Consider the following 15,007-nt stretch of genomic DNA (forward strand, 5'->3'; position numbering starts at 1 on the left):
GGGTAGTGGCCCGGTCGTCGGCTATCAGCCTGATCACGGTCACGGGGGTCACCTGGGTCCGCTGCGGGGCAGGGGCACCTGTACGATCGAATTATGGCTTGGCAGTACTGGACGGAAGCCGCCCGGCAAGGGGGCTGGCGTGAAGTTCCCACCCCGCACGCGGACCCTGACTCAGGGAGCGAGCTGCGGATCATCACCACCGCCTCGGCGGTGTCGAAGGGCACCGAATCACTCGTCCACACCGGCCGCATCCCCGCTCGCGTCGAAGACTTGATGCGGGCTCCTCACCAGCTCGGGGACTTCCCGTTCCCAGTGTCGTACGGCTACCTCGGCGTCGGCGTCGTCGACGAAGGACCGCGTGACTGGATCGGCGCTCGGGTCTTCGGCCTACTGCCCCATCACTCCCACCACATTGTGACCACCGAGGATGTCCACCTCATTCCCGATGACATCGACGACCACAGGGCGCTGTTGGCCGGCGCCGTCGAAACCGGTCTCAACATCCTCTGGCAGCAGCCGCCGCGCTTCGCCGACCGCGTCGCCGTCATCGGTGCGGGCATGATCGGCACATCCACCGCGCTGCTGGCCTCCCGGATGCCGCTCGACCGACTCGAAATCGTCGAGACCGACCCGCACAGGCGCGCACTGCTGGCCGACCTCGGCCTCACCACGGTCGCACCGGACGATGCCTCCTCCGACTGCGACCTCGTCATCAACACCTCCGGGAACCAGGCCGGACTGGCCCGCGGACTCGAGATCACCGGCGACGACGGCACCGTGATCGAAGCATCCTGGTACGGCAGCGACAGCCCCAGCGTGCCGCTCGGCGCAGACTTCCACGCCCGCCGGCTGAGCATCATCGCCTCACAGGTCGGCGAGGTCGCCGCCGGACATCGAGCGCGCCGCACCCGCACCCAACGGATGCGCGCGGCCCTGACAGCCTTGAACGATGACCGCTTCGATTCCCTGATCACCGGAGTCTCCGACTGGACGGAGCTGCCGACGGTCATGGACGAACTCAGCGGCGGTGACGGCCCTGCCCGCTCCGCACTCTGTCATGTCATCGACTACACGGGCGCCCACGCCGACTGACTGATTCCCGGGCACTGCAGTCGCGTCGAACCGCACGCATCCGCAACCCGGAGACGAAGAACCAACCGGTACCCCGAGAGGAAAGAGAAGACGATGTTCGGACTCACCGTCAACGACCACGTGATGATCGCCCACAGCCTGCCCGACGAATTCTTCGGACCAGCCCAAGGCGTCCACGGTGCCACTCTCGAAGTCTCGGCGACCTTCACCCGTCCGAGCCTGGACGAGCATTCAGTCGTCCTCGACATCGGCGAAGCCATGAGCCTGCTCGACGCGGCCCTGTCCCCACTGCGCTATGCGAACCTCGACGAACACCCGGACTTCACCGGGAAGCTGAGCACGACCGAAGCCGTCGCCGAATACATCGGACAGCGCCTGGCCGAATCCCTGGCGGACCGCCCCGAGATCGGCATCAGCATCGAGCTGCGGGAGAATCCGCGCGCAGCGATCACGTACACCGTCCCGGAGCGGGCGTGAGCCTTCACCTCATCGAACCCGATCTCGGCCGCATCAGCGGGGGAGCGGCATTCAACCGGGCAGTCGCCGAGGCGGCCGGTCCCCGGATCGTGCTCCATTCGGTGCCCGGTTCCTGGGATGAACCGGGACCAGCCGAGTCAGCGGCTGTGAATAATCTCCTGGCCGCAGTGACCGGACCCGTCCTCCTCGATGGGCTCATCGCCACTGCGCTGCCCGAGGTGATGACCGATCCTGGAGACACGAACCGCACCGAGCAGGGTTCGCCCATCCTGCTTATCCATTGCCTGGCAGACAGTGACGACAGAGCCGCCTGCGACCGCGAACGACAGGTCGTCAGTGCCGCACCCGCCGTCATCACCACGAGTCGGTTCACCGCCGCAGGATTGGAATCTCGGTACGGGATCCGCGCCGAGGCGGCCGTGCCCGGAAACCCTGCACGCCCACAGAGCTCTGGCGGCGGCGGAGGCCATTTCGTGTGTATCGGCGCCATCGAGGAGAACAAAGGACAGCTGCTCATCGCCGAAGCCCTGACAGAGCTGATTGGCGGAGAAACAACACAATCCGATGTCCGCAAACAGGATGATGCGGCTGCAGAACGGCTGTGGCGGGTCACCTTCGCCGGCCCGCTTGTGGACGCAGATTACGGCCGCCGGCTGCAGGCGGCGTGCCAAGAGTTGCCTGCGGGCAGAGCCGACGTCGTCGGAGAACTCAGCCCCGCCGAGATCGACGCCTTGTACAGCAACGCCGACTTGCTGCTTCTGCCCTCACGCTCGGAGGCCTATGGGATGGTCGTCGCGGAGGCGGCCGCCGGCGGGATCTCCGCCTTCGTCACTGTCGGAACCGGAGCCGAAGAGCCTCTGGGTGCCGGACTCGGCTTGCCCCGCACCGTCGGCGCGTGGGCACAGGCACTGCACCGCTGGCTGACCGACGTTGAGTTCCGCACCGAACTGGACGAATCGGCCCGCCGGAATCGTCCCAACGCCGTACGCTCGTGGACTGACACCGCCGACACGGTTCTGCGCATCGCCGCCGACCATTCCCGCCCGGCCGCACCGGCTTCCTCGGTCGAACAGCAGGAATCGTCAGTTGTGGCGGACAACAAGCAGAGGAGCAACTCGTGACTGCGGCCGAACCCGACTGGCTGGATCTGCGCCGTTCCGTCGATGACGCAGCGCGCCAGGAGTCGCTGCATCTGCTCGATGACGCAGTCGCACGACTGAGGTACGGAGCAGAGTCGAACACGAAGTCACTGCTGGCCATCGATATCGGGGCCGGCACCGGCAACTCTGCGCTGTGGTTCGACGCTGCCCTGCGCTCTCGCCTGCCCGACTGGCAGATCAACTGGATCCTCCTCGACTCCGACCAAGCTTCCCTCGATCTGGCGGCAACGGCACTACCTGACGCACGCACGATCTGTGCCCCGATCTCCGCGCTCCCGACTCTCAGCGCCGAGCTGCTCTCTGCTTCGGATTTCCAGGGATCCCAGCTGCTGCTCACCTGCAGCGCCCTCTTCGACGTCCTCACCGAAGCCGACCTCACCGCCGTCATTCGCACCCTCACCGACCACGACGGCCTCGGTCTGTTCCTGCTCAGCATCGTCGGAGGGTGGGAACTCGACCCTTCCCATCCGCACGACGCTGCCATCGACGCAGCCTTTACCGCCCACCAGCACCGCGACGGCAGGCTCGGCCACCACGCACCCGAACACCTCATGAGCGTCGCCCGCAGACACGGACTCACCGCATTCGAGGGTCCCAGCCCGTGGCGCCTCTCGGTCCCGGAAGACCGGACCTTCCTCAACAGATTCCTCTCCGAACGACTCGAGGCAGCCGTTGAGGAGGACCCGGCGCTCGCCGCAGCCGCACAGGACTGGTGGAGTCAACGGCTGGCGCAGCTGGACTCGGGACTGCGCGTCAGGGTCGACCACCTCGATGTGCTCATCGACGCTGTCGACCGCGGACGACAGACCCCAGCCGTTCGTGCGGCCACCCCTCCGACTGGGACAGAAGTGACATGACCTGGGCGAAGAGGGCCCTCATGCTCGCAATCACCGTCGCGCTGCTGGCGCTGACGGTGAGAGTCGTCGGCGCTCAAGCACTCGTCGACGGATGGCAGGTCCTCAACGTCTGGACGGTCCTGGCCGCACTCGGCTGCGGATTCATCATGACCGGCGCCCAAGCTCTGCGCTGGACGCTGCTGCTCGCACACAGAGGCACGACCATCACGTGGTCACGGGCCCTCGCCGACTGCTATTCCTCGTCGCTGCTCAACATGGTCCTGCCCGGCGGACTCGGCGGAGATGCCGCCCGAGTCGCCGTCTACCGGCACACCGGAGCGAAGAAGTGGCTGTCACCTCTGGTTGCCGTCGGCGCCGAACGACTGAGTACGACGACGTTGCTCTTCGCCACCGCCTCCTTCACCCTCATCGGAGTCTCCGGCCGGCTGGCACTCATGGCCGCCGCCGTTTCTATTGCGACCCTGGTCGTCTCCGAGTGGGGCATGCGGGGAATGGACTGGCGGCACACTCTCACCATCTGGTTGTCCTCGGCCCTGGGAATGGCAGCTCTCTTCGTACTCTTCCTCATCGCCATGGCGGCACTCGGGGGACCCGTCGTGCCGGTGCTCGCGGTCGTCGGACTCGCCGCGATGAGCATCCCGATCGGCGTCGGCGGATGGGGTGTGCGCGAACTCAGCGTCAGCCTCATCGCAGCCGGAATCTCCGTGTCGATGGACACCGCAGTGACAGCCTCGACCGGCTACGGCCTGCTCGCGGTGATCTCTACGCTGCCCGGAATCGTCACTGTGTGGGCTGCGGGGACTCGACGGAAGCGGACTCCTGCACACTCGGGCTCAGCTGCGAATGAGCAACCGCAGCCGGACTGAGCAGGTATTCGGTACACATATCCTCGCCGAGTTCGAACCGACGGAACGGCGTCCGCAGAGCCTGCGCCATCACCTCGGACCCTTCGAAACGGATGCCCGGCACACCATCGCCGATGAACACCGGAGCGGTGGTGAGGAACAGACGGTCGAGAGCACCCGCGGCAAGAAATGATGAGACGGTACGTCCGCCGCCCTCGACGAGGATGGACCCAGCCACCTCGCCACGGACGACGTCGATGATGTCCTGTGGGGACGCCGACGGGGGAAAACGGACCACGCGGACGTGGTCACCGACATCCGCATTGGGAGCCGCCTCGGCGCCGATCAGCCATATGGTCGGTGTCGGACCGATGCTCAGCACCGTCGACGTGACCGGCACACGGGCGTGCGGATCGAGGACGACGCGGACCGGGTCGGTGCCGGGCACCGCACGGACGGTCAGCTGCGGATCATCGGCGATGACGGTCTGAGCACCGACGAGGACGGCGCCCACATGAGCTCGGATCCGGTGCAGATGGGTGCGATCCGTGGTTCCGGAGACGAAGCAGGCGTCGCCGGTGCGGGTGGCGATGAATCCGTCCTGGCTCTGTGCGAGTTGGGCGACGACCTCCTCGTTCGCGGCCAGAGCTGCGTAGATGTCCGTATCGACACCCATGTCGACACCGGGCAGCTGCGTCCGCGATGACTCCGTATCCCTCGCGGGCGGGACATCGTGGTCCATCCGCTGCCGTTTGGTGGTGAGATAGGCACTGTTCTCCGGCCGGTCGGCCACGGGCAGCCGAACCCGGGAAACGACCTCGATGCCCAATTCCTCGAGCGCGTGCTGTTTGCTCGGATTCGAGGTCAGCAGCCGGATGCGCGGGCAGCCGAGCTCACGCAGAATCATAGCCGCCGCAGTGTAGTCACGGGCGTCGTCGGGCAGTCCAAGGGCACGATTGGCGGCGACGGTGTCCATGCCCTCGTCCTGGAGAGCATACGCCTGCAGCTTCGCGGCCAGGCCGATTCCGCGACCTTCATGCTCGGCCATATAGACGAGCATTCCGTGTCCCTCGGCCGCGATCGCAGCCAACGCCGCATCGAGCTGGTCCCCGCAGTCGCACCGATGCGAACCCAGAGCATCACCGGTGAGGCATTCGCTGTGTACCCGGACCAACGGTCGGACACAACCGGCCGGGTCGCCCATTGTCAGCACCGCATGGGTGACTGCGTCGGCAGTGAACGACCTGATGGCGAATGTCCCGTGCTCCGTGGGCAGCGAACTCACCGGGCCCGTGACGAGGCGCTCGGGGCCGGTGCTGGTGTGCGTCGACGTCATGCCAACAGTATAGGAAGAAAGATCGTGGTCACCGTGCATGTCGCTCGAGCCAGATGATATCGCGGCCGAACGACCAGGTGAGCGCGGCCAGAGCCAGTCCGGCCGCACCGAAGCCGATCCATTCGTGAGCTTGGGCCAGGGGAGAGGCGGCAGTGATGAGGAGGATGCCCTGCGATGCGGCTACCACCTTGCGCATCTGCGAGAACGGCAACTTCTGCTGCCACTGGGGACGGAACGCCGTGATGAAGCGGAAGACGTAGTAGTACAGGCCCGGCAATGCCGTCCACCACCCCCACAACGGGACGAGCGCGAGCGCGAGGATGAGGATGAACACGGCATCGACCGTCTCGTCGAACCCGGCTCCTGCCTCGGTGACCTGGGTGCGGCGGGCCACGAATCCGTCGAGTCCGTCGAGGGCGAGAGCGAGTGAACCGACGATCACGGCGGCCCACGTCAGGCCCGGCTGCGAGTGGATGATCAGGCAGGTGCAGACGATGACCAGGCCCAGTCGGCAGGCCGTCACCGTATCGGCCGGCGTCCACGGCCGACCCCGGCGCAGGCGCGGTCCGACGCCGATCGCCGCGACCACGACGACAGCGAGCACCGTCACCAGTGCAGGGTTGAGGATCACGGAGACGATCGCCGAGGCGGCCAGAAGAGACGCTGCCACGGTTCCGCTGCGTACGGCGCCGTTGAGCAGCCCGGTCCAGGTACCGATTCCGGTATCGACTCCGGCATCGCCGGAGCCGGTGCCTGTGCCGCCGACTGTGCCGGCGGCGTCGGTCCGTGGCTGGGTCACAAAAAGCTTCCTTTCTCAGGTGCCGACAAGCGTGCCTGTCGGTGTGATGGACGTGACAGACTCTGATCCTCACCATAGACGATGTCGGAACGGATCAGCCGCGAAGGGTGGCTATCGGTGGGAAAGGGGCGAGAATCACCCGTAATGTCGTGGTGACGGTTTCGGTGCGGACTGTCCCCGGTACCGGCCGACGTCATAGGGTGAACCCAGAGTCCGCACCGCATAGAGACGGACCCGGGACGAAAGGGGCACCCACAGGTGACGAAGAACGGAGACCACAGCGCCGCAGGAGCGCAGAACGGCCATTCGTGCTGCGCCCCGGCGACCACCCGCGCCGAGGCGACCGACAGCCATCCGATGACCGTTGCAGCTGGTCCTGCCGTGAATTCCGAGTCGAGCCCCGAGTTCAGCTTCGACTTCGTCACAGCCGGCGGACCCTTCGATATGGGCGATCCCTTCGGCGACGGGCATCCTGCCGATGGTGAGGGACCACGTCACCGGGTCGACCTCACCGAATTCGAGATCGCGACGACGAGCGTGACGAACGACGATTTCGCCCGGTTCGTCGCTGATACCGGCTTCGTCACAACGGCAGAACGTTTGGGAACCTCGGCGGTGTTCGCCATGCTCCTGGAGACCAATCCGGGGGCGCGGGCTCATGTTCTCGGCCAGGCTCCGGGCGTGCCCTGGTGGGTCGAAGTCTCCGGGGCGAACTGGGCCGCACCAGAAGGGCCCGGATCCACCATCGATGACCGGAGAGACCATCCCGTCGTCCACATCAGCTGGGACGATGCCCAGGCCTATTGCGCTTGGTCCGGTACACGGCTGCCGAGCGAGGCCGAATGGGAGCTCGCCGCTCGCGGTGGTCTCAAAGGCCGCCGTTATCCGTGGGACAACCGGCTGCTGATCGACGGGGAATGGAACTGCAATATCTGGCAGGGCGAATTCCCGACTGCGAACACCCTCGACGACGGGTTCATCGGGACCGCACCGGCCCGACACTTCGCTCCTAACGGTCTGGGCCTGTTCAACACCGTCGGCAATGTGTGGGAATGGTGCGCCGACTGGTTCGCTCGCGACTACTACCAGCGTTCCCCGCAGTCCGATCCGCGCGGCCCCGATACCGGAGATAAGCGGATCATGCGCGGAGGATCGTTCCTGTGCCACGACTCCTACTGCAACCGCTATCGGGTGGCCGCCCGATCCTCGAACACACCTGATTCCTCGGCCTCGAACATCGGCTTCAGAGTCGTCGGCGGAGCACTCTAACCTTCGACGTCAGCTCGTGAGTTCTGCTCCGAGGCGGCACCTCGGGCAATGACAGTGGGACCGCCTCGGCCGAGCATTTGGACGCTCGATAGACTTCGGATCATGTCGAGAATCACCTGCCCCGAACTGAGCACGAAGACCGTCACTGCTGAGGCAGCAGCCCGCCATATCGACAATGGCCAACGCGTGGCGATGAGCGGTTTCACCGGTTCCGGGTACCCGAAGGCAGTGCCGGGGGCGGTAGCCGCACGCGCTCGGGCCGCCCACGATCGGGGTGAGGACTTCCGCATCGAACTGTGGACGGGAGCATCGACGGCGCCGGAACTCGACGGGGTCCTCGCCGAAGCGAACGCGGTGAGCAAACGGCTGCCGTTCCAATCCGATCCGGCGATGCGGGCCTCGATCAATTCGGGTGACACCGCGTATGTCGACACTCACCTCAGCCATTCGGCTCAGCAGGCGTGGTTCGGCTTCTACGGCAACCTCGACGTCGCCGTCGTCGAAGTCGCGGCGATCCTGCCCAACGGTCTGCTGGTTCCCGGCAGCTCGGTCGGGAACTCGAAGACATGGCTCGACCTGGCCGATAAGGTCATCCTCGAAGTGAATGACTGGCACCCGCGCGGGTACGAAGGCTTCCACGATGTCTACTACGGAACCCGGCGTCCGCCCGAGCGGCTGCCGATCCAACTGCTCGAGCCGATGCAGCGCATCGGTGACCCCTATCTGCGAGTTGACCCGGCGAAGGTCGTCGCCGTGGTGGAGACGAATGCTCCGGACCGGAACCTGCCATTCAAACCTGCCGACGAGGACTCGAAGGAGATCGCTGGTCACCTCGTTGACTTCCTCCGCCATGAGATCGCAGCGGATCGGCTGCCGCCGGAACTGCTGCCGCTGCAGTCAGGCGTCGGCAATGTCGCCAATGCGGTGATGGGCAATCTCGCCGACAGCGAGTTCGCGGGACTGACCGCCTATACGGAAGTCATCCAGGACGGAATGCTCGACCTCATCGACAGCGGAAAGCTCACCTCGGTGTCGGCGACGGCGTTCTCGCTCTCGGCCGAGCGGGCAGAGGACTTCAACGACCGGATCGAGTCGTACAAGGGCAGGATCCTGCTGCGCACACAGGAGATGTCGAACCACCCGGAAGCCATCCGCCGACTCGGCATCATCGCCATCAACGGAATGGTCGAGGCCGATATCTACGGCAACGTCAACTCCACCCATGTGACCGGGTCGTCGATCATCAACGGCATCGGCGGCTCCGGTGACTTCGCCCGCAATGCCTACCTCAACTTCTTCGTGTCGAACTCGCAGGCCAAAGCGGGAGCGATCTCTGCGATCGTGCCGTTCGCCAGCCATATCGACCACACCGAACACGACACTCAGATCTTGGTCACCGAACGGGGCCTGGCCGATCTGCGCGGACTGCCGCCGGTAGCCAGGGCACGGAGGATCATCGACAACTGCGCCCACCCGGACTACCGCGATCCCCTCAACGACTACCTCGAGCGTGCGATCGCGGCGAACCCGACCGGTCGGCATACGCCGCACATCCTCGCCGAGGCTCTGTCCTGGCACGAGACGTTCCTGTCGACTGGGCATATGTGAGAGAGTGCGGACTCCCACGACCCCGACTGCTCAGCCGCTTATCACGGTCGGCACCGCGGCGACCACCCAGGCGAGTCCTGGCCCGATGAGGCACATGAGGCCGGCGTAGCCGATCATCTGTCTGTAGTAGCAGTCGCGGATGCTCGGATGGACATTGGCCAGGAGCATCGCGCCGTTGGTCGAGAACGGACTGATATCGACGATGGTCGCGGCGATCGCCAAAGCCGCGACGAACCCTCCGACATGCACGTCGCCCGACTCGAGGAACGGAACTGCCAGGGCGATGACGACGCCGATGATCGCCAAGGACGACGCCAGCGCAGAGATCAGACCGGACATGTAGAACAGCAGCAGCGCCGCCAGCAGGGGGACGCCGATCGCTGAGATGCCGGCCGAGACCCATTCGACGGTTCCGGCCTCCTGCAGCACGGCGATGTAGGTGAGCACTCCGCAGATGAGGATGACGATCGACCATGAGACCTTCGACATGGCGGCCTTGCCAGCCGCAGGGTCGAGGGCGGCGAGCACTACCGAAATCGTGATGGTCACCAGGCCCACATCCAGCTGAAGATGATCACAGACAGTGCCATCGCGATGAGCCCGATCAGGGTCGGGATCTGAGAGCGTGTGAGACGGATGGTCGTTCCGCGCTCGGACTCGGACTCGGGGTGGGGGTGAGCCCCATCTGCCTCCGCGCGCAGTCCCGGCCGGCGACGGAGGACGAACCAGACGACGACCGCGAAGACGGTATTGAAGACGAACGGGGCGAGAAACAAGGTCAGCGGCGCAGGGGTGAGACCGTTCTTCGTCAGATAGTCGTTGATGAAGATGCCGTAGACGCTGATGGGCGAGAACGCGCCGGCCAGGGCACCGTGGACGACGAGCAGACCGACCATGAACTGATTGATCCTATGTCGGCGCGCGAACGACAGCGCCAGCGGCGCGATGATGGCCACAGCGAAGAGCGCCCCGAGCGAGATGAGGACAGCTGTCAGTGCGAAGAAGATCCAGGGCATGAGTCCGATGCGCCCGCCGACGAGCTTCACGCACCAGCGGACGATCACTTCGATCGCGCCGTTGTTCTGAGCGAAGCCGAAGAGATAGGTCAGGCCGACGAGCGTAAGGAAGAGGTCGACGGGAAAACCTGCGAGGAAGTCCTCGGGCGCCTGGTGCAGGACGAGGCCGCCGACGCCGGCGGCTGCGATGAAGCCGAGCAGGCCCATATTGATGTCGCGCCAGGTTCCGATGACGAACATCAGTCCGAGGACGATACTGCAGATCAGTTCTGCACTCATGGGTTCAGCTTCTCCTTCGAACGTCAGCCGGCGAATGTCCGGCGGCACAAGGGCACGCGACACAAATTAATGCATGTCACCTGGTGCGATCAGGACCATTCGGCATATGAACTCACAGCGACACTCAGCGGAAGGACTCCGCCGCCGATTCGCCGTCTCGTATAAAGGAGAGCAGAATTCGTCCATCACGGATAGTGCGGACGATCACAGACTCGTTAGTGTGTCATTCAGCTTCATCGGGCCGCACGCGAATCACTTGGACTCAACGCGGCATCCTCCGTTTCTCAGTCTGCGAAAGGTCGCCGTCGATCATGAACGAATCCACACCGGAGCCCAGCGAATCAGATGTGCTCACGGCCGCCTCGGCGATCGTCGATGCCTTCGCCGCCACGGACACTCAGTCGTACTTCTCCCGATTCGCCGAGGACGCCTCATTCGTCTTCCACCCCGAAGCGCGACGCCTGAACACTCGTGCGGAATATGAAAGGGAGTGGGCTACGTGGTTGGCCGACGGCTGGTCAGTGGCCGCCTGCGCCTCATCGGACCAGCTCGTGCAGACCTTCCCCGGCGGAGCCGTGTTCTCCCACACCGTCGATACGACCGTGAACACCGCAGACGGGCGGGAATCATACCGGGAACGCGAATCGATCGTCTTCCGCCGCCTCGGTGACGGTGAACTCATCGCCATCCACGAACACCTCTCCACGGTCCCGGACCCTGCCGACGGCTCGTCGCCGGCTGGGTCCGGTGCCGCCGAGAGCAAGCCCGACACCGAGGAGGTCGCGCAGTGAACTGGTACCGCCGTTTGGAACAGCGATTGGAATCCGGCCACGATTCCGGAGTCATCCGCGGGTCCCTGAGCGGGGGACGGATGTTCATGATCTGGCTGGCTGCGAACCTCGTCGTCACGACCCTGTTGACCGGAACCCTGTTCGTCCCCGGCGTCGACTTCACCACAGCGGTCATCGTCATCATCGTCGGCACGATCATCGGCACCATCGTGCTCACGCTCATCGGCAACATCGGCACCCGCACGGGCCTGGCGACCATGGCCATCACCCGCGGTGCCTTCGGCGCCAAGGGCAGCTTCCTGCCGGTCGCCGCCAACGTCATCATCCTCATGGGGTGGAGCTGGGTGCAGGCCATGTTGGCGGGAATCAGCGTCAACTACGTCGTCGCCCAGACGACGGGATTCTCCAACCCGATCCTCTTCTCCGTGCTCTGCCAGGCGCTCGTCGTCGGACTGGCGATCCTCGGCCACGAAGGGATCGAGAAGGCCGAACCCTGGTTCGCACTTCTCATCCTGCTGGTCATGGCCTATGTCTTCGTCATCGCCTTCACGGGACACTCACCGAGCGAATACGCAGGAATCGAGAGCCTGCCGGAGCTCGAGTTCACTCCGGTCCTCGCACTCGATATCGTCATCTCCACAGCCATCTCCTGGACCGTACTCTCCGGCGACCTCAACCGTTTGGCCGTGACTCAGAAGGCCGGAATCGTCGGATCGGGTCTGGGCTACCTGACCTCGACCGTGCTGGCCATGCTGCTGGGTCTCACCGCGTTCAGCTTCATCCTGCTCGACGGGGGAGACCCGGCCGAATTCGATCCGACGGCCTTGGCCGCGGAATTCGGGTGGGCGCTGGCCATCGTCATCTTCCTCTCGGTCATGGCCACGAACACGATGGTCGTCTACGGAATGGTCAACTCCGTCGTCGGCGCACAGAGCAGGACGAAGCTGAAGTTCCTGCCGACGGCCCTCATCCTCGGCGCGATCTCGATCATCGGTTCGACCTGGCTGGCCCTGCTCGACCAGTACACCGACTTCCTCACGATGATCGGGGCGTTCTTCGTCCCCGTCTTCGCCATCCTCATCGTCGACTACTACATGATCAAACGCGGTGCCTACTCACCCGACATCCTCAAGGACTCCGGCGGCCTCTACTCCTACACCCGCGGAGTCAACTGGGTGGCCGTCGGAGTGTGGGTCCTCGGGGCGTTGGCGTCCTATGTGCTCACCTACGCCTATCCGAGCCCGATCGGAGCGACGATCCCGTCCTTCGCCATCTCATTCGTGGCCTACCTCGCGCTGTCCTGGGGCAGCCGAGCGAAGTTCGCAGGAACTCGACATGCGCACCTGTCCGACAGGCTCCGCGGAAGCTGACTGCGGCGTTCTCGGATCTGGACCGGGAACTGACCACTATGTGCCGTTCCCAGGTGATGAAGCAGCACAGGCGTTATGATCGCAACAGTCGGCCGGGATCACAGAAGGGAACCGGGTGTCTGTGATGGTAGTCTTCGACAGGTTCATGCCCCCGAACCGTCGGCTCAACCCCGAGGCGCTGGCCTGGGTCGCGGTGATCGTTCTTGCCATCGTCATGCTCGCGGTGGAGTCGTCGATCGCCGTCTCAGTCAACGAGGCCCCCGTCGCATTGGCCTTCGTCGTCACCATCGTCCATGTCGGGTCCATGCCGCTGTCCATGCTGCGCCCGCTCTTCGGCACGATCATGTCGATCGCAGCCTGCACTGTGCTGCCGCTGCTGGGGCCGCTGGTCTCCGGTGTGCCGTGGCCGTGGATGGTTCCGATGATGATCACTCAGATCGTCATCATCCTCATCATCGGCGTCCGCGCCCACTGGGGAGTGGCCCTGGCCGCACTGCTCGGCAGCATCGCAGGTTCGGCGGCCGCGGTGCTCATCACTCATCTGATCGTCGCAGACACCCGCACCGACGCCGCGATCGTCAACATACTCATCTACTCCTGCATCGCCGGCGGCGTCTACCTCGCCGCGGTCATCATCCAGCAATGGCAGCTCATCCGCTCCCAACTCATCCAGGAGAAGGAGAACACCGCGGAGGAGCACTCCAAACGCGTGACCATCGAGGAGAAGGCGCGCATCGCCAGGGAACTCCACGACATCGTCGCCCACAGCATGTCGATCATCAACATCCAGGCCTCCAGCGCGCCGTTCCGCCATGCCGGGATCGACTCAGAGGTGGCCAAAGAGTTCGAAGACATCTCCACCTCCGCCCGCACAGCGCTGACCGAGATGCGCGGACTGCTCAGCGTCCTGCGCAACGATGAAGGCGGAGGTGAACTGGCTCCGCAGCCGAGGTTCTCCGAGATCGATCCGCTCATCGAGAAGGCCCGACAGGCCGGAGTGCAGGTCACCGTCGAACGCAGCGGCGAACCGATCGACCACCTCATGCGCGACAGCACCGGGCTCGCCGGCTACCGCATCATCCAAGAGGCCCTGAGCAACGCGATCCGCCACGCCCGCAACTCCGCCATCGCCATCCGCATCCGCGGCGGCAGCTCAGCCGTCTGGATCAGCGTCACCAACGACCACGGCGACGGTCCCGGCGAAGCCGCGAAACACGAGAAGCACAGCAGGCAGGGACTGATCGGCATGCGTGAACGGGCCGCCTCTGTCGGTGGCGAGATCCGCAGCGGAGCCACTGCCGACGGAGGCTTCGAAGTCGAAGCAGTGCTGCCGCTTTCGCCCCGCGAACGCCCGACCGACGACAGCGAACCGAGCGCCGACACACCGGTCACGGACGCTTCGGTCACGGATAAGGAGACCCCATGATCAGGATCGTCATCGCCGATGACCAAGCGATGGTGCGAGCCGGCTTCGCCGCGCTGCTGAGCGCTCATGCAGATATCGAGGTCATCGGACAGGCCGAGGACGGTGCGCATTGCGTCGATCTCGTCGCCGACCTTGCCCCCGATATCGTCCTCATGGACGTCCGAATGCCGCTGATGGACGGAATCGAAGCGACCCGCACGATCGTCGCCGCGAATGCCGAGACCCGGATCATCATGCTCACCACTTTCGACATCGACGACTACGTCTTCGACGCCATCCGCGCCGGGGCCAGCGGTTTTCTCCTCAAGGACGCTCCGCCCAGTGAACTCGCCGAGGCGGTCCGCATCGTCGCCGGAGGCGAAGCGCTCCTGGCGCCGAGTGTGACGAAACGGGTCATCGAACACTTCGCCACCGGAGGACAGAAGCCCAACCGCACGGCTCTGCCCGAACTCACCGACAGAGAACGCGAGATCCTCATCCAAGTCGCCCGCGGAGCGTCGAACACAGAGATCGCGGCGAGCCTGCACATCGCAGTGCAGACCGTGAAGACCCACGTCTCCCGGATCTTGTACAAACTCGATGCCCGAGATCGCGCTCAAGCAGTCATCGCCGCCTACGAATCCGGTCTCATCGTCCCCAACAGCTGAGTTCTGCCCCCGTCCTCACCTCGGACCCCCCCTAC

At 65.0% G+C, this 15,007-nt stretch carries 15 protein-coding genes; 11 read left to right on the top strand and 4 right to left on the bottom strand.

The window, feature by feature from the left end; translation table 11 throughout:
* Positions 1-93: 93 nt before the first annotated feature.
* The 5 genes from LJ362_RS05695 to LJ362_RS05715 all read left to right on the top strand — a co-directional run bounded on the left by LJ362_RS05695 (position 94) and on the right by LJ362_RS05715 (position 4,452).
* Complete coding sequence (locus LJ362_RS05695; protein ID WP_264801166.1) at positions 94-1,092, top strand: zinc-dependent alcohol dehydrogenase; 999 nt, start codon at positions 94-96, stop codon at positions 1,090-1,092.
* Between the two features lie 93 nt (positions 1,093-1,185).
* The gene (locus tag LJ362_RS05700; RefSeq protein ID WP_173156657.1) at positions 1,186-1,569 is read left to right on the top strand and encodes a 6-pyruvoyl trahydropterin synthase family protein; all 384 of its coding nucleotides are present in this window, start codon (positions 1,186-1,188) and stop codon (positions 1,567-1,569) included.
* A complete protein-coding gene (locus LJ362_RS05705; protein ID WP_264801168.1) occupies positions 1,566-2,690 on the top strand; it encodes a glycosyltransferase family 4 protein in 1,125 nt (374 codons plus the stop codon). The genes LJ362_RS05700 and LJ362_RS05705 overlap by 4 nt, the downstream gene beginning before the upstream one ends.
* Positions 2,687-3,586 (top strand): hypothetical protein, encoded by a 900-nt coding sequence (locus tag LJ362_RS05710; RefSeq protein WP_173156653.1) that lies wholly within the window; start codon positions 2,687-2,689, stop codon positions 3,584-3,586. The genes LJ362_RS05705 and LJ362_RS05710 overlap by 4 nt, the downstream gene beginning before the upstream one ends.
* On the top strand, positions 3,583-4,452 hold the full coding sequence (locus LJ362_RS05715) for a lysylphosphatidylglycerol synthase transmembrane domain-containing protein (protein ID WP_264801169.1): 870 nt from the start codon (positions 3,583-3,585) through the stop codon (positions 4,450-4,452). Before LJ362_RS05710 ends, LJ362_RS05715 begins: the two co-directional genes overlap by 4 nt.
* On the opposite strand, the gene ribA is transcribed toward LJ362_RS05715, so the two are convergent.
* Entirely contained in the window at positions 4,367-5,767 is a 1,401-nt protein-coding gene (gene ribA, locus LJ362_RS05720) for a GTP cyclohydrolase II (protein WP_173156649.1), read from the bottom strand. The two genes, LJ362_RS05715 and ribA, sit on opposite strands and share 86 nt — an antisense overlap.
* A 28-nt stretch (positions 5,768-5,795) precedes the next feature.
* The gene (locus LJ362_RS05725; RefSeq protein ID WP_173156647.1) at positions 5,796-6,566 is read right to left on the bottom strand and encodes a CDP-alcohol phosphatidyltransferase family protein; all 771 of its coding nucleotides are present in this window, start codon (positions 6,564-6,566) and stop codon (positions 5,796-5,798) included.
* Positions 6,567-6,824: 258 nt separating this feature from the next.
* On the opposite strand from LJ362_RS05725, the gene LJ362_RS05730 reads away from it, so the two are divergent.
* A complete protein-coding gene (locus tag LJ362_RS05730) occupies positions 6,825-7,835 on the top strand; it encodes a formylglycine-generating enzyme family protein (protein ID WP_264801170.1) in 1,011 nt (336 codons plus the stop codon).
* A gap of 102 nt (positions 7,836-7,937) precedes the next feature.
* Positions 7,938-9,443: an acetyl-CoA hydrolase/transferase family protein gene (locus LJ362_RS05735; protein ID WP_264801171.1), complete on the top strand. Its 1,506-nt coding sequence runs from the start codon at positions 7,938-7,940 to the stop codon at positions 9,441-9,443.
* A gap of 30 nt (positions 9,444-9,473) precedes the next feature.
* Here LJ362_RS05735 and LJ362_RS05740 read toward each other — a convergent pair whose 3' ends face one another.
* Together LJ362_RS05740 and LJ362_RS05745 are read right to left on the bottom strand one after the other, a co-directional pair.
* Positions 9,474-9,992 carry a hypothetical protein gene (locus LJ362_RS05740; RefSeq protein WP_264801172.1) on the bottom strand — a complete coding sequence of 173 codons (519 nt, stop codon included), beginning with the start codon at positions 9,990-9,992 and terminating at the stop codon, positions 9,474-9,476.
* Complete coding sequence (locus LJ362_RS05745; RefSeq protein WP_264801173.1) at positions 9,989-10,738, bottom strand: SLC13 family permease; 750 nt, start codon at positions 10,736-10,738, stop codon at positions 9,989-9,991. Before LJ362_RS05745 ends, LJ362_RS05740 begins: the two co-directional genes overlap by 4 nt.
* Positions 10,739-11,049: 311 nt before the next feature.
* Here LJ362_RS05745 and LJ362_RS05750 point away from each other — a divergent pair, with 311 nt between their 5' ends.
* From LJ362_RS05750 to LJ362_RS05765, 4 genes are all read left to right on the top strand, one after another.
* Positions 11,050-11,529, top strand: a complete 480-nt coding sequence (locus LJ362_RS05750; RefSeq protein ID WP_264801174.1) for a YybH family protein — start codon at positions 11,050-11,052, stop codon at positions 11,527-11,529.
* Entirely contained in the window at positions 11,526-12,899 is a 1,374-nt protein-coding gene (locus LJ362_RS05755; RefSeq protein WP_264801177.1) for a purine-cytosine permease family protein, read from the top strand. Before LJ362_RS05750 ends, LJ362_RS05755 begins: the two co-directional genes overlap by 4 nt.
* Before the next feature lie 145 nt (positions 12,900-13,044).
* Positions 13,045-14,325, top strand: a complete 1,281-nt coding sequence (locus LJ362_RS05760; protein WP_264801179.1) for a sensor histidine kinase — start codon at positions 13,045-13,047, stop codon at positions 14,323-14,325.
* Complete coding sequence (locus tag LJ362_RS05765; protein WP_264801180.1) at positions 14,322-14,972, top strand: response regulator; 651 nt, start codon at positions 14,322-14,324, stop codon at positions 14,970-14,972. The genes LJ362_RS05760 and LJ362_RS05765 overlap by 4 nt, the downstream gene beginning before the upstream one ends.
* Positions 14,973-15,007: the final 35 nt, after the last annotated feature.

The organism is Brevibacterium sp. JSBI002 (genome assembly GCF_026013965.1).
Taxonomy (GTDB): Bacteria; Actinomycetota; Actinomycetes; order Actinomycetales; family Brevibacteriaceae; genus Brevibacterium.